The following is a 25,163-nucleotide window of genomic DNA, read 5'->3' as shown; positions in this document are numbered from 1 at the left end:
TTCCTGTAGACTACAGATTCATCGCATTCGCACCAAATACGCCCGCTACTGCCGAAGCCACCGCGATGACTACTTTCAAAATCATATCCCAAACAGATTTCTTGACTGCCATAACTTTACACACCTCCTTTCCACGCTCTTTTTAAATGATTAATTACTTCCAATGACTAGCCACTTCCTGAAAAACCTCTTACCTCATTTTCTCGTTATCCTATTGAAAACTAAGCCTCTATGTGGCTGGAAGTTCCAAACTCCGTTTTCACCTCAAAACACGGACACGCTTTGATCCATTCTTCCGGTTCAATTTCCCCGTTTCCGTTGCGGTCGGGACTTAAATCCCGGTGACCGCACACCCGGCTACCGGGGAAAGTCTCAAGCAATTGATGTACAAGCAAATGGAGTGTTGCCCGTTGAGCCGGTGTCCGTGTGTCCGCCGGGCGACCGTGACAATCCAGACCGCCTTCGTAGCAGATGCCGACACTGCCGGTATTCCAACCTTTCACGTGGGCGCCGATGCGTTCAATCGGCCGGGTGATATGTACCGTTCCGTCTTTGCGGATATAGTAGTGATATCCTGTTCCGTTAAATCCACGTCGACGGTGTTGCGTTTCCAGGTCATCCGGGGTGAGCGAACGGTCGGCACGGGTGGCGGAACAGTGAATCACGATCAAATCAATCTTTCTCATCATAGTGCCACTGTTTTTCGTATCAGTTGTAAGCATTATCTACGCTCTATGACTCAAGCTGCCGGGTCCGGAGCTTCACCACTGCCTCCACCGGTGCCTCCTCCGGAGTCTCCTCCACCTTCATCGCCGGGATCTCCACCTTCGGTTTTCTTTTTCTTGGGTGCATCGAGGTCAAGGAACTCGATTTTCTCACCGGCACGGGTAGATGTCAGATTAGGACGGACACTGCTGGAAGGACGGAAATTGATATTCACACTCTTGATGTTCTTCATCGTACACTCTTCCTTCGTTTCCACTCCCCGCGTCGTGGCAGAGAGACTGAATACGCCGAAGTCGCGGATATTGACGGATTTACCGTCGAACAGCGCTGCACGCATCGCTTCAACAAGATTGGTTAGCACACTCTGGATATCGCCTAACGACAGGGAACTTTTCTCTTTCATACTGTAAGCGAGATTGTCCAAATCAACACTCTGTCCCTGTGTCACAAGTTGTGGGTGATACTTCACCACCCCATCAACCTTTCTCGGGTCTTTACGACCGATTCTTTTAAATGGTATTGCCATAATCAATTAAAAATTGAGAATTAAAAATTAAAAGCCAGGAGCTGGAAGCCAAAGGCCAGGGACTAAAGGCCGGAAGCCGGAAGTCAAAAGCCAGGAATTGGGATTCAAAGATCACAAGCTAGAAATTAAATTACAGATTGCGAGTTTCACAATGGGATTGAATAAGAAGAATGAGCTCTATTCTTTCCTTTCAACGAATCAAAGGTACGGCTTTGCAGTGGCGGCAATAGATGTACTTCATCGTACTTTAGTGTGCTTTCATTCAATTTGGGTTTACTTTCATTCAGATTGATTCTACTTTTATTTATATTGATTTTATTTTACTTATTCATTTGTATATTCCAGTCCGTTTCAGTATATTTGGAGTACGAAAAAACCAATTCAGAAAAATATGAAAGCTGAAAAAACAGAGGCGGAAGAAGAACCGTTCGTCATCCGTCCGTATTTGAAATCAGAACTTGCCCATTTGTATAATCCTCATTTGCCACTGATATACGCCATGCAGAAATTCAGAGGATGGATCAAGAATAATCAGGAACTTTATGAAGCCATGTACAGCGGAAGCGAAGGGAAGAACGATCATGCTTACAGTACCCGGCAGGTACGTCTCATCGTGAAATATCTCGATGAGCCATGAGACGCTTTATAACAGAGGATGACTAAATCAAGGAGAGCTTTCAGATAGTTATAGGGAGATTACGGTTTGCTATAATGAAAAACGGATTTGCTATAATGATAACCAAATTAGCTATAATGAAAAAAGAAGGTAGCTATGATGAAAAAGAAGGCAACCTATAATGAAAAAGAAGATTTCCTATAACCTAATAGAGTTGAATTGGGAAAAGGAAGTGGCATAAATAATACATTGTCTCTTATATAATAATGTACGCATCCGCACATACACACAATATGTTTCTTTTCTTATAAGTACACGCACGTTTTATAAATTGGAGGTGGTGGTAGTACCTCCTCTCTTTCATAAAATGTGTGTGCGTGTACTTTATATATAAAGAATATATAATATATAGACAGAGAGAAAAAAACAGAAAAATATCCGTTATCAGGACTTCAATATATATTTTCTTAAAAATTCTTTATTTGGAACCTAAAAAGTACTATATTCGCAACTTTTTATAAATAATTATTAACCCATAAAAACAAATTAAATTATGGAAAAAGCAAAGTTTTTGTGTTCGAATTTCAAATAACAGGCGAACACGCACAACAGTTAGATTTATACAATAGAAACGAGTTGTCCGAATCGGTAAAAGCCGGTGAAAGGCTGTTGGAACACCTTAGAAAGCAGAAGAAAGAAGTGTTCCCCAGTGAACGGAATGAATTTCTCGTGCCGATTATCAGATTCTTCGACGACAATCCCTTCCTGACCCAGAAAACTCCTCCTCACATCATCGCCGAAATGGCCATGCAGATGGCAGACTTCCGCAAGGCAAACGCGAAGGACGGGTATCTTTCTGAACACCAACTAAGTAGATGCATTCAAAAGGTACGTCTCATTCTTTACGGAGAATAACACAGCCTCTTTTGCTCCGCTACAATCCGGAGCCTCTTTTCAGGGCGGAAAATGTCTTTCACCGCCCTGAAAAGAAATCATACCTTTGACACCGAAACAGAACTGCTATATCTAAAGCACAAAGTGACACAACACGCTTTTTCCCTTTTCTGCAACAGCTATCTGTTAATAAACAAGTTCTTATCATTCACTAATTTTTTATTATTATGAATCAATTTTATGTAACCTGTTATCGCGGGTATTCCAAAGTCATCGGTCAGATTGAATTCTGCAAATTCTTCGAACAAATAGGCAGCAATCTTCATCGTCGCAAAATCGAACAAATAGAAATGGCTCTTAACGAGGATAATTTAACAAAAGCGGATAGCATCAAACGCCAATTACCTTTTTATACTCTGACAACCAACTACTCCGAATGTCGCCTCCCCCACAGCTTGTCGGCATACAACGACCTGCCGGTGCTCGACTTCGACGAAATGAAACAGGAGGACATTCCGTGTCTGCGCCGTCTCGCCGAGGAAGATCCCGCCACGATAGCCTGTGCACTTAGTCCCCGCCGCCACGGTCTGAAACTGCTCGTTTACCTACAAACGGAGGAGGCAATGCGCCTGCGCACGGAGTTGAAGGCCAAAGGCTGTGTGACGTATGCCGAACTGGAGCAGTATCACAAGCGAATGTTCGAACTGTCATCGCATTACTATTCTGAACTGCTGGATAGCAAAGTAGATCCCAGCGGCAGTGATTTAGGACGTGGAATGTATGCCACCTATGACCCGGACGTGTTCTTCTCCGGAGAACGGCTGGAGCACGTATCTTCTCTCCAGATTGAAATCAAGGTTCCGACAGCAGAAGAATCATCGCCTAAGAAACGAAAAGAAAATCATCAGAAAGCAGCACTTCCCGTTGCTGAACCACCAAAGGAAGTGGCCGTTTCCACCCCCTCCGGCATCTCGGCTCTCTCCAACATCGATCCTTTGTCGCAACTGGAATACCGCAAAGCAGTGGAATACACGAAACGGAAATTCCGTTTCGAGCCCAACAGCCGCGACAGTTTTATCTACTGTCTGGGCAACCAGTGTTACACACGCCACATCGGCGAAGAAGACGCTGTATGCATGACGCTGCACGACTTTGGCAGCGAACCGGATTTTAACGCGGAGACGCCTCTGCGCAATGCTTACCTCTACACCAACAAGACGGATGCCAACGAGGAGGAACTAAAGAAACCGCTCGTACAGAAAGTGATCGACTTTCTGAAAGAGCACTACGAATTCCGTCGTAACACGATTCTGGACAGGGTGGAATTCCGGCGCTTCGCCGGTTCTCAAGCTCCCCTGCCCTTTATGGCGATGCGGGGAAAGGACTTCAATTCCATCTACACGCACTTGCAATTATCGTCTATTTATTGCTCGCTGCCTATGCTGAAAGCGGTAGTCGATTCCAATTTTGCAATCGATTTCGACCCGTTTATCGATTACTTCCTGTCACTGCGTCCCTGGGATGGCAAGACCGATTATATCAAGCAACTCGCTGCCACGGTGACTACCAACGATCCGGACTTCTGGGAAGACAGTCTCCGCCGATGGCTGGTAGGTATGGTGGCTTGTGCATTGGACGACGAGAAGCAAAATCAGGAAATGTTATTGTTGTATAGCAAGCAGGGAAAAGGAAAAAGTACATTCATCCGTAACCTGCTGCCGGACACGCTGCGCACCTATTACCGCAACGGTATGATTACTCCGGAAAACAAAGACCACATGTTGCTGCTGTCCACCTGCCTCATTATCAATCTCGAAGAGTTTGACGGAGTAAGTTCCAACCGACTGGCCGATTTGAAACGTATCATCACGCAGGAAAAAATAACCGAACGCAAGGTGTACGACACGCAATCGCATACGTTTATCCGGCATGCTTCATTCGCGGCAAGCACCAACAATCCGCGCTGCCTGCAGGATATTGGAGAAAACCGACGTATGCTGTTCAACAGCATTAAGAGCATCGATTATCGTCGCCCGGTGAACCATGAGGGGATTTATTCGCAGGCGTTGGCTCTCTATCGCCAGGGATTCCGGTTCTGGTATGAGGGTGACGAGATTAGCAACCTGAACAGTCGGAATGAGAATTTCCGACAGAAAGAGCCGGTGGAAGAGAATTTGTTCTTCTACTTCCGCCCCGGCAAAGCCGGAGATATAGAAGCCAAATGGTATCCTGCTTCACATCTGCTTTCTACCTTGAGTCTGAATGGGCGTATTCAGTCCAACAGTCAGATATTGAAGACGTTGGTCACGGTGCTTGATGAAAACGGGTTCCGTAAACGGACCACTAAAAACAGGGTAACGGAATACTGTGTGGTGGAATATTCGCAGGAGGAACGGGATAAGAATTCTGTGTTGCCACAGGTGGCGGAACAGAAGAATTTGGAGTTGTAAGAGAAGCGGCAGTACTCTTGTAAAATCAGATTATATTATCAGGTTATATTATCAGGCACGGATTACGTGGATTTCACGGTTGCTTTGTATGTATCGCACTTACCCCCCGTGTAATTCTGCGTAATCCGTGCCTGAATTTATGGTATAATTGAATCAAGAAGACATGCCTAGTAGTATTTTTCAATTCCCCCAAATCCTTTTATCATTTTATTTTCCTTCGTTTTATTGATGAAGTTGTTCAATCTCTTTTCAAATTCTTCGGGCCGTTTTCTGGCAGCTTCAATGTATGCAATTCGGATACGTCTATACGCATCGGAAAATTGTTGGTAATTCTCCCATACTGTTTTATCCTCTTTCAGTTTTCCGATGATATCATTCGGGAAGACAAAAGGGGCTGACAATACTTTTCGTATATTTTCTTCCCTATCAGGGTGAATCATATTATGTTCCAGCAACCATTTCAGTCTCTCTTTGTTGGCTTGCGAGTAGGAACTTTTAGGGTTTCTGGGTGTGAAATGCTGGATTTTATGTTCTTTGTCGAGCGCCTTTATGGTGCTGTCGATCCATCCGAAGCAAAGGGCTTCTTCGACAGCGTCGTTGTATGTAACACTTTTTTCGCCCGAAAATTTGGAGGGGAATACAAACCAAACGTCATTGGCGTTTTCAAAGTTGTCTGCCAGCCATTTTCGCCAATCTTCTCTGTTTTCAAAATATTTTATTTCCATAGTGCTAAAAAGAACAGCAACCCATTGTTGAGAATAGGTTGCTGTTAAATTGGTTATTCATCAGACTTCATGTATGGGGAGTCAGGAGCTTTTATTCGTCCGATCACTTATTTGTCTCCGTACATCTTCGCCCGCAATTCCTTAATATGGTCGGAAGTGATATATTCGTCATATTCCATCATCTTGTCGATGATACCGTTCGGTGTCAGTTCGATGATGCGATTGGCAACGGTCTGGATAAATTCGTGGTCATGAGACGAGAAGAGGATATTTCCTTTGTACGTCTTCAGGTTGTTGTTGAACGCCTGGATAGATTCCAAGTCCAGATGGTTGGTCGGAGTGTCCAGAATGAGGCAGTTTGCATTGCGCAGCTGCATACGGGCAATCATACAACGCATCTTCTCACCTCCGGAGAGTACGCTTACTTTCTTCAGCACCTCTTCGCCGGAGAAAAGCATACGGCCGAGGAAGCCTTTCATATATACCTCGTTGCCTTCTCCAAACTGGCTCAACCAGTCTACCAGGTTCAGGTCGGAATTGAAGAAGTCGGTATTATCCACCGGCAGGTAAGCAGTGGTGATGGTTACCCCCCAGCTGAAGGTACCTGCATCCGGTTTCATGTTTCCGTTGATAATTTCGAAGAAAGCAGTCATCGCGCGCGGATTGCGTGACAGGAATACCACCTTGTCACCTTTCTCTACGTTGAAGTTCACGTCGTTGAAGAGCACTACGCCTTCTTCCGTCTTCTTGCTCAATCCGGAAACTTCCAGAATCTGGTTGCCCGGCTCGCGTTCGGGAGTGAAGATGATGCCCGGATACTTACGTGAAGAAGGTTTGATTTCTTCTACGTTCAGTTTCTCCAACATCTTCTTACGGCTCGTTGTCTGCTTGCTCTTCGCTACGTTCGCGCTGAAACGGCGGATAAACTCTTCGAGTTCTTTCTTCTTCTCTTCAGCCTTCGCCTTCTGGTTCTGTTGCTGACGGAGAGCCAATTGGCTGGATTCGTACCAGAAACTATAGTTACCGGCAAACATATTAATTTTTCCGTAGTCGATGTCTACGGTGTGTGTACATACAGAGTCGAGGAAGTGACGGTCGTGGCTTACCACCAATACGGTATGCTCGAAGTTGGCAAGATATTCTTCCAACCAGGTCACTGTTTCCATATCCAAGTCATTGGTAGGCTCATCGAGCAAGAGGTTGTCCGGATTTCCGTACAATGCCTGCGCCAGCATGACACGTACTTTTTCCTTACCACTCAATTCACCCATCAATACGTAATGCTTATCTTCTTTCACGCCCAGTCCGCTCAACAGCATGGCTGCGTCGCTTTCCGCATTCCATCCGTCCAACTCGGCAAATTTTTCTTCCAATTCGGATACTTTCAGTCCGTCTTCGTCTGTGAAATCTTCTTTTGCATACAATTCTTCGCGTTGCTTCATGATGTCCCACAACACGGTATGTCCCATCATGACGGTATCCATGACGGTATATGAGTCCCACTTGAAGTGGTCCTGACTCAACACCGAGAGACGTTCGCCCGGTCCGAGCGCAATCGTACCTGTTGTCGGGTCCAGATCTCCGTAAATCGTACGAAGAAACGTAGATTTTCCCGCACCGTTCGCACCGATAATACCATAACAATTACCACTCGTAAACTTCAGGTTTACGTCATTAAATAACACTCTTTTACCAAACTGAACCGATACGTTCGAAACTGTAATCATCTTATTATTTACTATTTTACTAGTTACTATTTACTATTTGAGCGTGCAAAGGTAGACATTTAAAATGAATTATGAGCTATCTGATATGTGCCAATCTGACATAAAAGTGTTACCTTTGCTGCGTTTTTTGGCAAAACGGCCAACTTGGCAAAGTTTTTGCAGACGAAATCTGTGACATCCGGTCAGTCCGGTATGTTTATAAGCGGTATCTTGCATAGATAACGTGTGTTTCTAAATAGTAAATAATAAAATAGTAAATACCAAGATGGATCCGAAAGAAAAAAAAGTGAAGGAAGAGGAACTGAATGTGGAGGAAACTCACAATCCTGCGGAAGACCAACCGCAAAACGAACAAGCAGAGGGAACCGCTCCGCTGACTCATGAAGAGGAGTTGGAAAAGGAACTGGAAAAGGCTCAAGAAGCGCTTGAAGAGCAAAAGGATAAATATCTGCGCTTGTCTGCCGAGTTCGACAATTATCGTAAACGCACTTTAAAGGAGAAGGCCGAACTGATCCTGAATGGTGGCGAAAAGAGTCTTGGCAGTATTCTTCCGGTAGTGGACGACTTCGAACGTGCCATCAAGACGATGGAAACGGCAACGGATGTCAATGCCGTAAAAGAAGGGGTGGAACTGATTTACAATAAATTTATGGCTGTTCTGGCTCAAAATGGTGTGAAAGTCATCGAGACGAAAGACCAACCGCTGGATACTGATTTCCATGAAGCCATCGCGGTAATCCCCGCACCGTCGGAAGCACAGAAAGGTAAGATTCTGGATTGTGTGCAGACGGGGTATACACTGAACGACAAAGTGTTGCGCCACGCCAAAGTGGTAGTAGGGGAATAAGGATTCGCAACCCATAAAACTCATAATTTTTAAAGAAGCATGGCAGAAAAAAGAGACTATTACGAAATATTGGAGGTGACGAAGACAGCCACAGTAGAGGAGATTAAGAAAGCGTACCGTAAGAAAGCAATCCAGTATCACCCTGACAAGAATCCGGGGGATAAGGAGGCGGAAGAGAAATTTAAGGAGGCGGCCGAGGCTTATGACGTGTTGAGTAACCCGGAAAAGCGTTCGCGTTACGATCAGTTCGGTCATGCGGGAGTGAGCGGTGCGGCAGGCAATGGCGGTCCGTTCGGTGGTTTCGGTGGCGAGGGGATGTCAATGGATGACATTTTCTCTATGTTTGGCGACATCTTCGGTGGCCGCGGCGGCGGTTTCGGGGGAGGCTTCGGAGGGTTTAGCGGATTTGGCGGTGGCGGTTCACAGCAACGTCGGTATCGCGGCAGTGACCTTCGTGTGAAAGTGAAGCTGACGCTGAAGGAGATCTCTACCGGAGTAGAAAAGAAATTTAAACTCAAAAAATATGTGCCGTGTGACCAGTGTCATGGCACGGGTGCCGAAGGTGACGGCGGTTCGGAGACTTGTCCTACTTGTAAGGGTAGCGGCTCCGTGATCCGTAACCAGCAGACTATTCTGGGCACTATGCAGACTCGCGTCACTTGTTCTACTTGTGGCGGTGAGGGTAAGATTATCAAGAACAAATGTAAGAAGTGTGGTGGCGACGGAATCATTTACGGTGAAGAAGTGGTGTCGGTGAAAATCCCTGCCGGAGTGGCAGAGGGTATGCAGCTTTCTATGGGTGGCAAAGGAAATGCCGGCAAACACAACGGTGTGGCAGGCGACTTGCTGATTCTCGTAGAGGAAGAACCGCATCAGGACTTGATTCGCGACGAGAATGATTTGATTTATAATCTGTTGCTTAGTTTCCCGACTGCTGCTCTGGGCGGAGCCGTGGAAATTCCGACTATCGACGGCAAAGTGAAAGTGAAGATTGATTCGGGTACTCAACCGGGTAAGGTGCTTCGTTTGCGCGGCAAGGGATTGCCGAATGTGAACGGGTACGGAACGGGGGATTTACTCGTCAACATCAGTATCTATGTGCCGGAAGCGCTCAATAAAGAGGAAAAGAGCACGCTCGAAAAGATGGAGGCTTCGGACAACTTCAAACCTAACACGTCGGTGAAGGAGAAGATTTTCAAGAAGTTCAAGAGTTTCTTCGATTAATATAATAATTTAGGCACGGATTACACGGATTTCACGGTTTTTAGTGTTGTCATTGCTGCAAAGTAACCGCGTTAATCCGTGAAATCCGTGCCTAAAAAAGATAGTAATTTATTAGTGACAAGTACTTAACATATAAAAGTGAGCTGCAATCTTTTTTGTGGCTCACTTCTGTTTTTAGAGCTTGTCCTTTTAAAAAAAAGACATATATTTGTGTAGCAAATAAATAGAGACTAAATATAGACTTCAAGTATGGCAGAACCTTTTAAGAATATGTATAACGAGCAATTTTTCGATCTATTTACGAAAGATTTGAAACTTGTTATCGATGATTTTGATGCTCACGGGTTTGTTTCTCAAGTTATGGATGATGAATGGGAAGGCAGGGAACTTAAACAGCGCTGCATACATATCACTACCATTCTGAAAAAGTTTTTGCCGGCAGATTACAAAGAGGCAATCGCTAAGATTCTTGAGTTGTTGGATTATGTAAAAAGTACGCGGCCTGATTTTTCGGTGATAGATGATACGAAGTTTGGATTGATGCTGGAGTATGGGGCGATTCTGGATAATTATGTCGAGCAATATGGGTTGGATGATTATGAAACGTCTGTCAAGGCGATAGAGAAAATCACACAGTTCACAAGTTGCGAGTTTGTGACTCATCCTTTTATTATAAAATATCCGGATGAAATGATGAAGCAGATGTTGGTTTGGTCGAAACATGAGCATTGGGGAGTAAGGCGGCTTGCGTCAGAAGGTTGTCGTCCGCGTTTGCCTTGGGCGATGGCTTTGCCGAATCTGAAGAAAGATCCGACACCTATTATTCCTATTTTGGAGAATCTTAAAAATGATCCGGCAAGATTTGTACGGTTGAGCGTTGCCAATAATTTGAATGATATTGCGAAAGATAATCCGGAAATTGTCATTGATTTGGCAAAGAAATGGAAGGGTGAATCGAAAGAGGTAGACTGGATTATTAAACACGGTTGCCGGACGCTCTTAAAGCAAGGGATTCCAGAGGTGATGGAGTTGTTTGGCTTTGATTCTATCAGAAATAATATTAGTGTGGAGGATTTTCAGATTTCAAGTCTTAAGGTTAAAGTCGGGGATTCGTTGGAGTTTGGTTTTAACTTGTTGAATCATAGCAATAAGACAATCAAAATACGGCTTGAATATGGTATTTATTACCAAAAAGCAAATGGAACGCTGACGAAGAAAGTTCATAAAATCAGCGAAAAAGAATATACCGGGAATTCTACCACACGAATAACGCGAAAGCACTCTTTCCGCGTGGTTACGACGAGAAAATTCCATCTCGGGCTTCATCAAATTGCTATAATAATCAATGGGAGTGAATTTGAAAAATATGATTTCGATTTGATTGAGTAATTCGATTGCTGCAACAAATAATATAAATCCTCGATTCTCCGGATAAAATCGAGGATTTTTTATTTGGGTTCGTCTTTATCTCACACTAGCTGGAAGTTGAATATATAGCACTCTATATATTACAATAAATTGATTGCCGATAATTCCTTTGATAAAGCCTGAATACCTTTTTGTATTTTTTCAAGTTGTTGCCTGCGAGGCTTATGCACTCCGGCAGCATAATGCCATAATTGCCGTTCATTAATACCCGTAATCCGACTCAATGCAGCTTTAGTGAAGATGTTGCTATAATAGTTTATAAATGTAGCAGCATCAATCTTGAATTTTAATTCAAACTCTCCGGACAATACTTCACAGGGATTGGAATTATCTTCCAAATACAATTCAATCGCCTCTCGCATGTTGTCCTCAATTTCTCTCATGTCATTGCCAACAGTGATAACCGGAGCATCTTCAATATAAGCACTCAAGTTCTTTCCTGCGTGTTCCACAATTACTTCTACTGTTTTCATATCTCCTCCTATATCGGACTTAATCACTGCACAAATATAGTAATTATATGAACACTACCAAAAGAAGTATTCATATTTTCACTATGATTTCTTCCTAATACCCCGGATTCTGTTTCAACCTCTCATTCATCACCCGTATTTTCTCCGGTATAGGGAATACAGTTGTATATCCACTTGCCTCATCCGGCAGTTGCGGACGGCTGCTGTAAGCTCTTGTAAACTTCCCGAAGCGGACTAGGTCCTGTCGTCTCCATCCTTCCCAAGCCAGTTCCAGCTGACGTTCGGCAAGGATATTCTCTAAAGTGGCAGTGCGGGGAGAAGCGTTGACACGGCTACGAACTTCATTGAGTTCTTCATCTCCGTTTGCTCCGTTCCGGACTTTCGCTTCACTCTTCATCAACAAAGCGTCTGCATAGCGGAACAATACAATGTCATTCTCCATCAACTTACCGTCTTTTGTGGCAGTCGGATCGACTTCATACTTTTTCATGCGGGCTCCTGCGGTTTGTTCGTATGGGGTGTCTGTTATATCCAGAGATACTTTCCAGGGCAGATATTCCAGTACCGTTCCATTATCCAGTTTGATTATGTTTCCTTTCAGGTCGTGGACAATTCCTGCAAAATAGCAAATATCAAAACGGGGATCTTGTTCTGCGGTTTCATAACCGAAAGTTTCGAGGGCTTCAATGGTGGCGCTGGGACCGTTCTCACCGCTTAGGCCGTAAGCCTTGGCGTGATTATAGTGGCGGGAACGGAAGAGATATTGCATCTGGTTGGTGTACAGAGTTTTGTTCATCGGGATAGTGAAGACATTCTCTACGGACGGCTCGTTGAATATGGAGAAATTCGTTTCGTATTCCGGTTCCAGTTTGTAGCCCATAGTCTTGAGTTGGTCACAATAGTAGATGACTGTTTCCCAGGCATTGAGTTCGCTGCCGTTCACTGTGAACTTTATATTTTTTCCATCCGGGCGTTGTCCGTCCGTCCAATCATTGTCTGTATAAACTTCGGAGTTCAAAGCCAGTTTGGCCAGTAGGAAAGTTACCACGGGGCGAGTGATACGGCCATAGTAAGGGCCGGACTGGTTGCTATGTGCATCGCTCAACAAAGGAGCCGCCTCTTGCAATTCCTTGACAACAAAGTCAAAGACCGTTTTCCGTTCACTTTGCACTACATCTTTCATTGCTACGGAAGAGGATTGAACTAGCGGGATGCGTCCGAACAAATCCATCAGGTAATAATAATACATAGCCCGCATGGCACGTACTTCGGCACGGTATGCCGGCAGTTCCGTAGCGGAATGAGTTTCGGCGAATTTGTCTATCCGTTCCAGTGATTTGTTACTTAACATGACGACTTTATAGAGATATTCCCATGTAGCCTGAATGGCATCATTCTCTATTCCCCAATCGTGCAGGTAAAGTCCTTGCCAAAAACCACCGTCATACCAGTCACCTCCACGGGTGGGGATAATGGCTTCGTCGGAGGTAAAGGTGTTCAGGTCGTAGACTCCCCTACCCGTTCCCTGCAATCCCTGACTATCACTATAACCGCCTACGTATGTATAAAGCGAAGCTACTGCATTGAGATATACTTCCGAGATTGTATTGTAAACGTCATCTTCGGGCAACTTATCTTTCGGATTTTCCTCCAAAAACTTACTACATGAGAATAAACCCAGGCACGCTATAAGAAGAAAAACCAGCACTCCCGAAGGAGGTAAGATCTTCTTTGAAAGCTGTTCCGCTATCCTTGAAAGCTGTTCTTCTTTCTGCAAAAAACGACTTTTATTTTTCATATATTGTTTCATCATCTCCTCCTCCATTAAAAGTTAATACTCAATCCCAGTGTGTACGTCCGCGCCAACGGGTATCCTCGTTTATCATCCACGCCTAAAGTGGAGTTCACCGTTGAACTGTTAATCATGGGTGAAAGTCCCGAATAACCGGAAATGGTTGCCAGGTTGTTGACTGTAAATGCCAGACGCAGGGAACGGACATATTTCTTCAGTTTCTGCACTTTCTCAATCGGCACGTTCCAACCCAGCGTCACATAGTCGAAGTTGACATAATCTCCCTTTTCCAACCAATAGTCAGTGGCGGTTTGATCCTTGATGTTCTGTTTCGGGGCTTTCTTCATTACGTTATAGTCGGGAAATATATTCATGTTCATATAGGTCAGGGAGGTTCCGTTGTAGATTTTATGTCCGAAAGCTCCGTTAATCTGCAAAGACAAGTCGAAACGCTTGTAGCGGAAACTGATGTTGGAGCCAAGAATCGTTTTAGGTACGGCTTGTCCTGCCACGTAGCGGTCTTCACCATCTTCAAGGCTGACACCTCCGCCATTCAGATCGGCGATGCCATAGGTGTATCCACCGTTTCCATCGGATTCGAGTCCCGTACTGTGGGGAAGATAGAACACGCCCAACGGTTGACCCACCATCTGATATACGATGTGGTTGTATCCTCCGTGAAAGCCGGCTCCGTCAAGGCTGGCAAGACTTTTATATTCGGGGGCAGAAAGCATTTCGCCGTTGTACATACCGCTTAATGAGAGCAGTTTGTTGCGCTGGAAAGTGATATTGGCATTGATATTCAGTTCCATATCCTTGGTCTTCAAGGGGGTGATGCCGATGGCGATTTCCGTACCCCAGTTGCGCATGGAACCGATGTTGGCAAGTAAGGTGTTATAGGTGAAAGGCGGTACGCTTACGTTGTAAAGGTAAAGCATGTCTGTGGTTCGGGAGTTGTAATAGTTGGCGGAAAGCAGCAGGCGGTTGCCGAAAAGAGCTACGTCGATACCGGTATTAAAGGTATGTTTCACTTCCCATTTCAGGTCGGGATTTGTGTTCCGTAAGTCTCCTAAAGATACGACGGCGGAGTTTCCGACGGGGACTACACCGTTCGGCTTTACAAGGTTCAATGTAGTGTATGAGTCAATCCCGCTCTGATTACCTGCCAGACCGTAGCCAATACGGAATTTCAGATTATCCACCATCGGCAACTGCTTCATAAATTCTTCTTCACTAATCACCCATGCGGCAGATGCGGAGGGGAAGAATCCCCATTTATGGTTCGCTCCGAATTTGGAGGAAGCATCTGTACGGGCGTTCAGCGTCAGTACGTAGCGGTCGGCGTATGTATAGTTGAAACGTCCCATGAAAGATGCCAGACGGGGTTGGTCGTAGTAAGAATTAGTGCCTTCCCACAAGCGGAGTGCGCCTGCCTGAAGATTATTATACCCGAATTTGTCGGTGCTGAAATTGCTTACTGTTGTATAATATCCCGTGTAGGTTTCTTTTTGAAGTTCGGCAAGTGCCAACACGTCAAAGAAATGTTTTTTCCAGTTTTTCTTATAGGTCAGCATCATGTTGCCCAGCAAGGATTCTCGCTTTTTGGTTCCTTTGTAAGCCTGGCCGTTCGCCCAGACGGAGGTGGGGAGGTATTGCGAATTTTCCACGATATTATAGGTATAGGCGCCGAAAAGGTTTAGTTTCAGTCCTTCCAGCAGATTGAAAGTCAGACGGGCGTGCGTGCTGATGTGCGAAGTGGCATCATCGTCCTGCACTTCCATCCATGCCAATGGATTGGTGATTTGGCTGGCAGTCGTTATTCCGTCCCAGGAATTAGTGACGGGGTCTTTATGGTTGGGATAGGTGGGGTTGAACGTGGCTGCCGAATAGAATGTTTTCTGATAATCCACCAGATTATGATTCTTCTGAATGGAACCGAACATTCCCAGCTCGCAGTTCAGGAAGCCGTCGAACATTTTCTGATTCATGTTCATATTCGAAGTAAAGTTTTTCATGTCTTCATTCAAAATCACTCCCTGACGATCCATGAAACCAAGAGAAACGCGATAGCTGGACTCACTGGAACCGCCATAAAAGGCGATGTGATGGTTTTGTTGTAGTCCTGTCTGTTCAATCTCTTTCTGAAAATCGGTGTTATTTCCTTTGTCCAGAATGGAAATGCCGCGTTCCGAGGCAACACGGCGGTACTCATCGCCGGACAGCATTTTCAGATTCTTGTAGACGGTGGAAATTCCGAAGCTACCGTTGTAGGCTACCTGTGTTCTGCCGCTCATTCCTTTTTTGGTGGTGACTTCAATCACACCGGAGGCTCCTCGTGAACCGTATTGTGCGGTTTCGGAAGCGTCTTTCAAAATGGTGAAGCTCTCAATATCCGTAGGGTAAATAGAGGTGAGCATACTCAAGTCGCCAAATACTCCGTCGACGATTATCAAAGGGTCATTGCCACTGGTCAGTGAGGTGGTTCCCCGCAGGCGTACCGCATCTAAGGCTGCCGGACCGTTTGATCCGCGTTGGATGGTCAAGCCCGGCACACGTCCGCGGATTGCTTCCAAAGGGTTCGTTATCTGGTCTTTATTCATCTGTGTCTCCGTAATCTTCTCTACGGAACCGGAGAGGGTTTTCAAACTTCCGGTGGCATATCCAACAGTTATCAATGAGTCTATGGGCGTGACGGGAATCTTCTGCGCCAAGGTGCTCTCGCACGGAATTACCAGAAGAAGAAGGCTGTAGAAAATGAGTCTAGCGTGTTGTACCATATTCTTAGTTTTTAAGGTAATAATACAAATATAACAAAAAAAGAGGGAATCTGGTTGAGTAGATTCCCTCTTTTATTCATAAATGATATTGACAATGTCTATTTCACGATTATCTCATCCGTAAATATCCAACCTCCGAATTCACTTCCGGCCTGTGCCTGGTAACGTACGTATCTTCCTTTGGCTTCTCCCTGCCATGAAATATCCGTAAACCGGATAGGGGTTTCTTTGCTCACTTCAAAGTGTTGTTTTTGCAACTCCGTGAAGTTAATCCCATCATCGGAAATGGAAATAATCACTGTCTCCGGCAGGAATACTTCCGCGCCGACCACTTGCATAAAAGCGGCGGTGACGGAATGGATAGGGGTTTCTTTTTCCATATCAATCGTCACATCGAGACGGTTGTCCGAGATAAATCCTTGCCATGAACCATCACCGTAAGTCCAGTCACCACGTATACCGTCTGTCAGGGCTGTGTTGCCTTGTGCGGGATAATGGGGGCTATAGGAGGAGTTATAGATCACTTTTTTACCGAGCGCCAAATGGCTGACTGGTTGAAGAGATTCGGGACGGCTGCCGATTTCTTTGCTCAAATCGAAAGGATGGTATCCTTTTTTCTGTAAATCGGCCACTGCTGACAGTGCGCGGGTATGGAAATCGGGCCACGACTTACGTTCCGGAGCCGACCAGGCTACTTCCGCCAATGCCAGCATACGGGGATAAATCATATATTCCACGTGTTCGGGAGTGGGGATATATTCCACCCATAGGTTGCCCTGCACGCCGTAGACTAACTTTGCCTGCTCCGCAGTTAAAGAAGCGGGAACAGGATCGTAGGTATATACTTTCTTCAATGGCAGGTAGCCGCCGATAGCTTCCGGCTGGGAGTACGGGGCGTCCTGATAGCTGTCCAGATAACAGTATGCACCCGGTGTCATGATGGCATGATGGCCGGAAGTGACGGCAGCGATACCACCCTCTTCTCCACGCCACGACATAACGGTTGCATTGGGCGCAATGCCTCCTTGCAGAATCTCGTCCCATCCCAAGAGACGGCGTCCGTGATTGTTGAGGAACTTTTCGATACGGTGTATCAGATAGCTTTGCAGCTCGTCTACATTGGCCAGATGCTCGTCTTTCATTCTCTTCTGACATTTCGGACAGGTCTTCCAAGCCGATTTACCGGCCTCATCACCTCCTACATGAATGTATTCGGAAGGGAAAAGTTCCATGACTTCCGTCAGTACATTCTCCAGAAAGGTGAAAGTTTCTTCATTGCCGACACAGAAATCGGAGTTCTTGTAAGGTTCTCCCGAACAGGATAGCTGCGGGTAGGCAGCCAGCACTTCTTCCGAATGGGAAGGCATTTCAATCTCCGGAATCACCGTGATGTAATGCTGACGGGCATATTCCAGTATTTCACGAATATCGTCCTGGGTGTAATAGCCGCCGGAAGCTCCGGGTTCATCGTAACGGAGGTATTTACGTCCGCCGTTCCACCATTTCTTCCAGGTGGGGTCTGTACGCCAGGCTGCAAAATCGGTCAGTAAAGGGTATTTCTTGATTTCAAGCCGCCAGCCTGCCGCATCGGTCAGGTGCAGGTGCAAACGGTTGATTTTGTAATATGCCAATGCGTCTATCTGCTTCTTTATAAACTCTTTGGTAGAGAAATGACGGGATACGTCCAGCATCAGTCCGCGATAAGCAAAACGAGGGGTGTCTTCTATCTCGACAGAGGGTACGGAATAGCCGCCTGTGCTTGCCGGTTGCATCAGCTGTAACAGGGTTTGCATTCCATAGAATAATCCGGCTCCCGAAGTTGCCCGGATCTCGATTCGTTGAGAGGTGACGGAGAGTGTATAGCTTTCCGGTGATGGCAATTGGGGGGTCTTGGGGGTTATCAATAAGAAAAGCATCTGTTTCCTGTCTTTCATTCTCGCTTCTTTCAGCTGAACAGGTAATGCTTTCAGGTAATTCTCCCAGAGTTCCGCTTCTCCACCTTGCAGGTTTGTATAAAGCTTAGTCTTTTCTGACAGTAAAAAAGAGCCCGTCCCCTGCTCCATTTTTAATGGGACAGGTATGACGGACTGTGCCAGAATGGGATGTGCATGGAAGCACATCCCCAATATCCATAAGAAAAGACAAACTTTAGGGTATTCTTTTCTTATATTCATTAATCAATTTTGATTTCGTCTACAAATAAAAATGCGTTTTTACCTTTTCCTCCATGCCATGCCGGAAGTGATTTCTCCGGTGAAGCAATGACTCTCACGTATTGGGTGGTCACAGGAGCAAAGGTTAGTTTGTGCTCAACGATTCCGTCTTTGTCTGTCTCTTTCATCTCCGGATATTCTTCGGAAGCAATCTTTTTGAAGGTCTTGCCATCATCTGAAGTTTCTACGGACAGGTTTCTGGCATCAAATACCCAGTCCCCTTTTGCTACATTGGTAGAGATTGCCACGCTTGAGATTTCAGTAGGTTGCTGGAGGTCGATAGTCATATCCATGTCGTTTCCGTTGAAAGCGATCCAACGGCCTGACTTATAGCTGCTATTTCCTTTCAGACCATCTATCAAAGTGGAAGCTCCTTTGAACAGGTATTGTTCATTGATAGGCTGATTGGCTACAATCGGCTTCATGCTGGATTTGCTGAAATCAATCTTCTCTGTCACTGTCTTGCTTTCGCCGTTGGGACGAATGGCTTTGGCGGACAGGGTTACATTTTCCTTGATTTTCAATACTCCTTCGTAAACGGGGGAAGCGGCAGTAGGTTCTGTGCCGTCTAATGTATAGTAAACAGGGGCACCGTCGATGGTAGACAGGGTAACGTCCATTGTTCCTTCTGCCGGATTCGGGTCAAACTCGGCTTGTACGTCAAATACGTGTTTAGCGTAATTGTATCCTTCTGCATCGTACCACTTAATCAGTTGTGGAAGACGGGACAGGAAGTTGGCATAGTTTTTCTTTTCGGGGCTGGACCACTGAATTTCACACAAAGCAGCCCAACGAGGCAATACCATGTATTGTGCATGCGGGAAGGTAGCGATGTATTCTGTCCAGAGGTTGGCTTGCACTCCCTTGATGTATTTCTGTTCTTCCGGAGTAAGAGAAGCCGGCATCGGCTCGTAGCTATACACTCTTTCCATCGGCAGATAACCACCGATACCGAACGGTTCGTTTTCTACGTCTTTAGCTTGGTAGTAGTCGAAATACAGATAGGTGTTCGGTGTCATGATGACATCGTGTTTCTGCTTCGCAGCTTCGATACCACCTTTCTCACCACGCCATGACATCACGGTAGCATTCGGAGCAAGTCCGCCTTCGAGGATTTCATCCCAACCGATGATCTGACGTCCGTGGTCGTTCAGGAATTTCTCAATATGGTTGATGACAAAGCTCTGCAAACGTTCTTCTTTGCTGTGGCTCTGATCTGACTTCAATCCCAATGCTTTGATACGTGCCTGGCACTTCGGACATTTTTCCCATCTTACTTTCGGACATTCGTCGCCACCGACATGAATATATGGTGATGGGAAGATTTCAATCAATTCACCATAGACATCTTCCAGGAATTTCAATACTTGGTCGTTTCCGGCGCAAAGCACATCTTCGGATACACCCCATTGTCTCCATACTTCGTACGGGCCACCGGTACAACCCAGTTCAGGGTAAGCGGCAAGGGCAGCTTGCATGTGTCCCGGAAGGTCGATTTCGGGAACAACGGTGATGTAGCGTTCGGCTGCATAATCTACGATTTCTTTGGCTTGTTCCTGGGTGTAGAATCCACCGTAAGGTTTGCCGTCGTATTCGCCGGAGTTACGTCCGATGACTGTTTCTGTTCTGTTAGCACCGATTTCAGTCAGTTTCGGGTATTTTTTGATTTCCAGACGCCAGCCTTGATCGTCGGTGATATGCCAGTGGAGGCGGTTCATGTTATGTAAAGCCTGCATGTCGATGTAGGTCTTTATTTCATCCACGGTAAAGAAATGACGGCTGGTATCGAAATGCGCGCCACGATAGCCAAAGCGGGGAGCGTCATTGATTTCTACGGCTGGCATGGCAATATCCGCACCGACAGCCACAGGCAATGATTTGCGCAGGGACTGGATGCCATAGAATACGCCGGCTTCCGTAGGACCGGTAATCGTGATTCCGTCACCGGTAACTTTCATCTGGTAGGATTCCGGATTTTCGTTCTCCGTGCCTAATGCCAGTACGATTGCGTTTTTACCTTCTGTTCCGGCTTCAATGGCGAAATCTTTTCCGGTAGCCGTTTTCAGATAGTCTGCCAGGAATTTTGCGTTGCGTTGCATCTTCTCGTTTCCTTCCGGATAGAGAATTTTCACACTGCTCTTGAGGATGAAGGGACTTCCTTGAGCGGTTACAATTTCTTGTGGCATGGGGATGATCTGGTAGTTGGCTTCCTGTTGCGCCGATTGGCAAGAGGCAAAAAGTCCTGCTAGTGCCAGACATCCGGTTAATTTAAAGAGTTGCTTCATAAACTAAAAAATTAAGTGTTAAGTTATTAATAGATTAATTATAAGTTTCACGAATATGTTTGATTGTCAAAGGCAGCTCCTCTCCTTTCTTTATTTGGGGAGAAGTGATGACGACCGTTTTACGTTCTCCGGGAAGAAGGTCGAAAAAGTTGTCGCTGAAACGGGCTCCCTGCAAAGGAATTTCAATAAAGACATCTTTTGCAAGAGCGGGAGAAAACAATGTCAGTTCACACATGCCGTCTTTCTGTTTCATCTTGCAGGAAACGGTTGTTTCAGGCAGAAGCAGGTCTTTTGTTTTTCTAAAGAAGTATACGGTTTCGGCAAGGGTGTTTCCTGCCTTGTCTTTCAGGGTCAGTTGCATGAAACAGCGTTGCTGTTCTTCCGGTGATAGCCAGGTGTCGGTTTTTATACGGTACACGCATTGGGAAGTGTTAGCCGGAACTGTCAATGTGTTGAGTCGTATCGGCTTGCCTTGTTTCTTTCCGTCAAAGTCTGTTACTTTCATTTCCAACATCAGGTGGTCTTTGGTGTCCGGACAATCGGAAATCAGGTAGATATTGAGGCTGTCGTTCTGCCGGATAGGATTGATGAGGATTGGAGCAAAGGCTCGTTTGGCTTGGTAATGCAGGGCTTTCCAGTTACCGTAATAGTCGATGCTCGACCAGGATACTACCGGCCAGCTATCATTCAGTTGCCAATACAGGGTACCCATACAGTAAGGACGGTTCCGGCGGTGTGCTTCCAGTCCGTGACGCATTCCTTGTCCTTGCAGCACTAGTCCGACATAGACAAAGTCTTCAAATTTTTCAGGGATGATATAGTCGCGCTCCATGTAGGTACGAATCAGGGCGTTGCCGATACTGCTTTTCTGATGAGCATTCATCACTTCCGATTCTATCTGATAATCTTCCGGAGCGGCGAAAGTGGAGATGGTCTTCATTTCCGGGAAGGACTGAAAACCGAATTCGCTCATGAAACGGGGCAGGTCTGTATCGAGTGACTCGAATGTTTTTTGACCATACCAGACTCCCCAGTTATGGCTGTCTCCTATTCCCCAGGATTCAGGACGCCCCCAGTTGGCAAAATACGGGGAGCTGTGTATGTAGAAACGGTCGGCATCCAGTTCCTTAACCTTGGCTGGAAGGAGCTGATGGAACAGTTTGTCGTAGCCTCGAAACATTTCCTGATAGATTTCGAGCGGGAAGTTCTTGTCGAATCCCCAATATTTTAAGGCTTCCAGTATTTCGTTATTGCCGCACCACATCGCCAGTGAAGCATGATTGCGAAGGCGACGGATGTTATAGCAGGCTTCCGCCTCTACCCTTTTCAGAAAGGTGGGGTCGGACGGATAGGGAGTGCAGGCAAACATGAAGTCTTGCCACACCAGTATTCCGTTTTCATCTGCCAGGTCATAGAAACGGTCATCTTCGTACGTTCCACCTCCCCATACACGAATGACATTCATGTTCGCTTCGCGGATGTCGCGGAATAAGGTTTGGTAGCGTTCGGTAGTGACGTTAGTCAAGAGTGCATCCTGGGGGATGTAATTGGCTCCTTTGGCAAACATAGGTACACCATTTACTTCAAAATAGAAGGATTCTCCGTCTTTATCTTTTTCATTAACGAGGCAAACGGTACGCAGTCCTATCCGGTGCGATTGCTCGGCTACGACTTTATCTTCTACTATGATTTGAGCGGAGAAATCATACAGGGCGGGCTTTCCCCATCCATTCGGCATCCAACGTACGGGGGATGCCACTTCGGAAGGTATGGAAACATGATTGATTCCGGGCTGTAAGGTGATTGCCTGGCTGATGCTTTTTTCTGCACTTCCTTCGAATGAGGTATTGATTCTCACCTCTGCCTGAAGTGGCCGGGGGAGTATGTTGTTTATTTCTAATTCATTAGACAGGTTTGCGAGCTGGTCGGTCAGTGCGAGTTGTTTTACGTGGTAGTCACTGATAGAAGCTGCGTCATAAAAACGGATGGTCACCGGACGCCAGATGCCGCTGGTCACCATGCGGATTCCCCAGTCCCAGCCATAGCTGTAAGGGGCTTTACGAGAGAATATGCTTAAATGTTTGTCGTGATGGTCGTTGTCTGCCGGATAGTTGAATCCGTTCGAGTTATATTGAGGCAGTGTCTGCCGGATGGGGGAATGGAAATAGATGTGAAGAAGGTTTTCTCCGATACGGAGTTGGGACTTGACGGGTATGGTATAGCCGACAAACATGTTATCGGCTTTCAGCAACAGTGCTCCATTGAGGTATACATCGGCGTACGTGTCAAGACCTTCAAAAACCAATTGGGCGTCATCCCGTTTCAGTTGTTCGGGGGTAACTGTAAAAGCAGTCCGGTATTCCCAGTCTTCATTTTCCACCCACTGAATCTTTTGTTCATTGATGCCATAAAAAGGATCGGGTATTTGTTTATGGTTGATAAGATCCTGATGAACGGTACCCGGAACCTGTGCCGGTCGCCACAGTTCTGTCCCTGCCTGGGAAAACTCCCAGCCTGTATTTAGAACGACAACTTCGGAATTGTCATTGCTCTGTGCATATGCCATACTGCAACAGCATAGTAATCCACATGCCATTTGAGCCTTTTTTCTGATCAAATTAATCATCATAGTGGGGGCATTAGATATTAACGAATTCAAAGATATTATTTTTTCAGCAAATTTCACTGATAATTTAACAAAATATGTTGTTTTTACACGCTACGATAAATATACGGTTTTATTCTTTTATCATATCGGATAGTTTAACCGCTATTATATCTATCATTTCATTCCTAACAAATCTGTTAATTTCACCGCCTGAAAAGTCATGTGTGCCACACTGCTCTCATATAGAATACCGATTGTCTCTTTATCAATCATCGTCAGGCAACTATATCCCCATCCTTCTGCTTCGTCGAGCATGATTTGATGTTCGGGCAACCAGGTAAGTCCTTTATCCAGACTTGCTTTTATTGTTATATGATTGCGCCCTTTAGTCGTATCCGGATTTGAAAACAACAGGAGGTCTTTATTCAAAACGTTGTCCTTGGCATCGACATGAATCAGACTGGCCATACATACCGGTTCCTGAAGTGCCTTACGTGAAGACGGGTGTTCTGTCCAGGTTTTTCCCAAATCTTTCGTTATGGCAATAGCCCGACTTCCTCCTCTATTGTCACGCATATTCAGCATCAATACTCCCGGTTCTATTTCCGCAACTTGTGCTTCCGTTGTATTTGTTCGTGCCATATTGTGCATTTTCCACGTTTTCCCCCGGTCTTTACTATACATGATTCCTGCATTCGGAACACGGGTAGAGTCTATAAACTGCGTTGGAAATACTAATGTGCCGTCGCTCATCGTTATTCCACGTCCGGGTCCTTGAAGGAGAAAATACCAGGACGGATCTTTTACCTGCTCTGTTATATTGATCGGTTTCGACCATGTTTTACCATCGTCTGTGCTCTTTGCCAATACCAGCTGTGCGGTATGGTTTATATCCATTCCCGGATGGGAGCTCCACCAGGCACGTTGATTACCCATACCATGTGTCCATGCGGCAACCACCCAGACGGTATTCGTTTGAGTATCTACCAAAATAGAGGGATCTCCTACCCCATTCTGTGCTTTAGGCAAACCGCCATACTCACCAAATGAAAGCGGAAGACGCATTTTCTCCCAGCTCTTCCCTCCGTCAGTGCTACGACTCAAACCCACATCTACATATTCCTGTAAATCGACACTACTATTATATCGGACATCGTACACTCCCAATAATGTTCCTTTATTGGTTGTCACTAATCCGGGAATACGGAAGGAAGCAGAACCGTCATTACCAGCATGACGAACTCCGACTGCCATCCGGTGAGTAATAGCTTTCGGAGAAATAAATTTACAATAAAGTTCTTTCCCATCCACTTTTACAGCACGTAAATCAGAGACTATTTTAGTATGCAAAGAGGCATCTGTTTTTATCTGCAAACTGATCCAAAAAAAGTTGACACCTGGAAATAAATTGTAATTACCTCTTAATACAACTTTTTCCGATGGTCCGACCTCTGCACATTTTATGGAATAGGAAGGATTAGCCGCCAATGTCGCACCCGGTCGATGGCTGGATATGTACTCTACAGGGGCAAAGCGATTTTTGTTTTGATCTTGTAAGGCCTCTGTTCCCCCATAATAGAGTTTGATTGCCTGAACATCCGCTAAATTGGTACTTTTATTGAAATCTAAAACTACTTCATCGAGCATCTTACTTTCCTTTGCATCCAATCGGATATAGAACGGAACATTGTCCTGCCGCTCTATCAAAACCGGGATTTGTGTTTCATGGATAAATACTGTGTCTGAAGCTTTTACGTCAAAAGAATAGCCTAATAAGACAAGGAAAAGTAAATAATAAATTCTTCTCATAATGGGGGTATTAGTTAGTTTAACGCGATAAAGATAAAACTTT

Annotated in this window: 18 protein-coding genes; 6 read left to right on the top strand and 12 right to left on the bottom strand. The window is 45.5% G+C overall.

The genetic code is table 11. The features are described from left to right. Positions 1-10: 10 nt before the first annotated feature. From H8796_RS16580 to H8796_RS16570, 3 genes are all read right to left on the bottom strand, one after another. Positions 11-112, bottom strand: a complete 102-nt coding sequence (locus H8796_RS16580; RefSeq protein WP_149968995.1) for a smalltalk protein — start codon at positions 110-112, stop codon at positions 11-13. Positions 113-221: 109 nt separating this feature from the next. Continuing rightward, positions 222-689, bottom strand: a complete 468-nt coding sequence (locus tag H8796_RS16575; protein WP_117932975.1) for an N-acetylmuramoyl-L-alanine amidase — start codon at positions 687-689, stop codon at positions 222-224. 50 nt (positions 690-739) lie between these two features. Beyond that, on the bottom strand, positions 740-1,252 hold the full coding sequence (locus tag H8796_RS16570; protein ID WP_117932973.1) for an HU family DNA-binding protein: 513 nt from the start codon (positions 1,250-1,252) through the stop codon (positions 740-742). 391 nt (positions 1,253-1,643) lie between these two features. On the opposite strand from H8796_RS16570, the gene H8796_RS16565 reads away from it, so the two are divergent. The 3 genes from H8796_RS16565 to H8796_RS16555 all read left to right on the top strand — a co-directional run bounded on the left by H8796_RS16565 (position 1,644) and on the right by H8796_RS16555 (position 5,212). After that, positions 1,644-1,889 carry a DUF4248 domain-containing protein gene (locus tag H8796_RS16565; RefSeq protein ID WP_117932971.1) on the top strand — a complete coding sequence of 82 codons (246 nt, stop codon included), beginning with the start codon at positions 1,644-1,646 and terminating at the stop codon, positions 1,887-1,889. A 552-nt stretch (positions 1,890-2,441) separates the two neighbouring features. Then, positions 2,442-2,783, top strand: a complete 342-nt coding sequence (locus tag H8796_RS16560) for a hypothetical protein (protein WP_008775976.1) — start codon at positions 2,442-2,444, stop codon at positions 2,781-2,783. A gap of 206 nt (positions 2,784-2,989) precedes the next feature. After that, on the top strand, positions 2,990-5,212 hold the full coding sequence (locus H8796_RS16555; RefSeq protein ID WP_117932969.1) for a VapE domain-containing protein: 2,223 nt from the start codon (positions 2,990-2,992) through the stop codon (positions 5,210-5,212). A 167-nt stretch (positions 5,213-5,379) separates the two neighbouring features. Here H8796_RS16555 and H8796_RS16550 read toward each other — a convergent pair whose 3' ends face one another. Both H8796_RS16550 and H8796_RS16545 read right to left on the bottom strand, forming a co-directional pair. Beyond that, positions 5,380-5,937, bottom strand: a complete 558-nt coding sequence (locus H8796_RS16550) for a YdeI family protein (RefSeq protein WP_117932967.1) — start codon at positions 5,935-5,937, stop codon at positions 5,380-5,382. Between the two features lie 107 nt (positions 5,938-6,044). Then, positions 6,045-7,664: an ABC-F family ATP-binding cassette domain-containing protein gene (locus tag H8796_RS16545; RefSeq protein ID WP_117932965.1), complete on the bottom strand. Its 1,620-nt coding sequence runs from the start codon at positions 7,662-7,664 to the stop codon at positions 6,045-6,047. A 265-nt stretch (positions 7,665-7,929) separates the two neighbouring features. On the opposite strand from H8796_RS16545, the gene H8796_RS16540 reads away from it, so the two are divergent. The 3 genes from H8796_RS16540 (at position 7,930) to H8796_RS16530 (ending at position 11,124) form a co-directional block, all read left to right on the top strand. Further along, positions 7,930-8,511 carry a nucleotide exchange factor GrpE gene (locus H8796_RS16540; RefSeq protein ID WP_004297892.1) on the top strand — a complete coding sequence of 194 codons (582 nt, stop codon included), beginning with the start codon at positions 7,930-7,932 and terminating at the stop codon, positions 8,509-8,511. A gap of 39 nt (positions 8,512-8,550) precedes the next feature. Then, positions 8,551-9,735, top strand: coding sequence for a molecular chaperone DnaJ (gene dnaJ / locus H8796_RS16535; protein WP_004307195.1), 1,185 nt, complete (start codon positions 8,551-8,553; stop codon positions 9,733-9,735). A 249-nt stretch (positions 9,736-9,984) separates the two neighbouring features. Then, positions 9,985-11,124: a DNA alkylation repair protein gene (locus H8796_RS16530; RefSeq protein ID WP_117932963.1), complete on the top strand. Its 1,140-nt coding sequence runs from the start codon at positions 9,985-9,987 to the stop codon at positions 11,122-11,124. 119 nt (positions 11,125-11,243) lie between these two features. Here H8796_RS16530 and H8796_RS16525 read toward each other — a convergent pair whose 3' ends face one another. The 7 genes from H8796_RS16525 to H8796_RS16495 form a co-directional block, all read right to left on the bottom strand. Beyond that, on the bottom strand, positions 11,244-11,636 hold the full coding sequence (locus tag H8796_RS16525) for a type II toxin-antitoxin system HicB family antitoxin (RefSeq protein ID WP_004297896.1): 393 nt from the start codon (positions 11,634-11,636) through the stop codon (positions 11,244-11,246). A gap of 94 nt (positions 11,637-11,730) precedes the next feature. Then, the gene (locus tag H8796_RS16520) at positions 11,731-13,449 is read right to left on the bottom strand and encodes a RagB/SusD family nutrient uptake outer membrane protein (RefSeq protein WP_117933213.1); all 1,719 of its coding nucleotides are present in this window, start codon (positions 13,447-13,449) and stop codon (positions 11,731-11,733) included. A gap of 11 nt (positions 13,450-13,460) precedes the next feature. Then, positions 13,461-16,205, bottom strand: coding sequence for a SusC/RagA family TonB-linked outer membrane protein (locus H8796_RS16515; RefSeq protein WP_117932962.1), 2,745 nt, complete (start codon positions 16,203-16,205; stop codon positions 13,461-13,463). Positions 16,206-16,303: 98 nt separating this feature from the next. Beyond that, the gene (locus tag H8796_RS16510; protein ID WP_117932960.1) at positions 16,304-18,379 is read right to left on the bottom strand and encodes a family 20 glycosylhydrolase; all 2,076 of its coding nucleotides are present in this window, start codon (positions 18,377-18,379) and stop codon (positions 16,304-16,306) included. Further along, the gene (locus H8796_RS16505) at positions 18,379-20,703 is read right to left on the bottom strand and encodes a family 20 glycosylhydrolase (RefSeq protein ID WP_117932958.1); all 2,325 of its coding nucleotides are present in this window, start codon (positions 20,701-20,703) and stop codon (positions 18,379-18,381) included. Before H8796_RS16505 ends, H8796_RS16510 begins: the two co-directional genes overlap by 1 nt. A gap of 34 nt (positions 20,704-20,737) precedes the next feature. Then, complete coding sequence (locus tag H8796_RS16500) at positions 20,738-23,332, bottom strand: glycoside hydrolase family 2 protein (RefSeq protein ID WP_117932956.1); 2,595 nt, start codon at positions 23,330-23,332, stop codon at positions 20,738-20,740. Between the two features lie 153 nt (positions 23,333-23,485). Continuing rightward, positions 23,486-25,120 carry a sialidase family protein gene (locus tag H8796_RS16495; RefSeq protein WP_117932954.1) on the bottom strand — a complete coding sequence of 545 codons (1,635 nt, stop codon included), beginning with the start codon at positions 25,118-25,120 and terminating at the stop codon, positions 23,486-23,488. Positions 25,121-25,163: the final 43 nt, after the last annotated feature.

Source organism: Bacteroides sp. M10, from assembly GCF_014334015.1.
GTDB classification, from domain to species: Bacteria; Bacteroidota; Bacteroidia; order Bacteroidales; family Bacteroidaceae; genus Bacteroides; species Bacteroides intestinigallinarum.
This window is presented reverse-complemented; position numbering and strand designations above follow the sequence as displayed.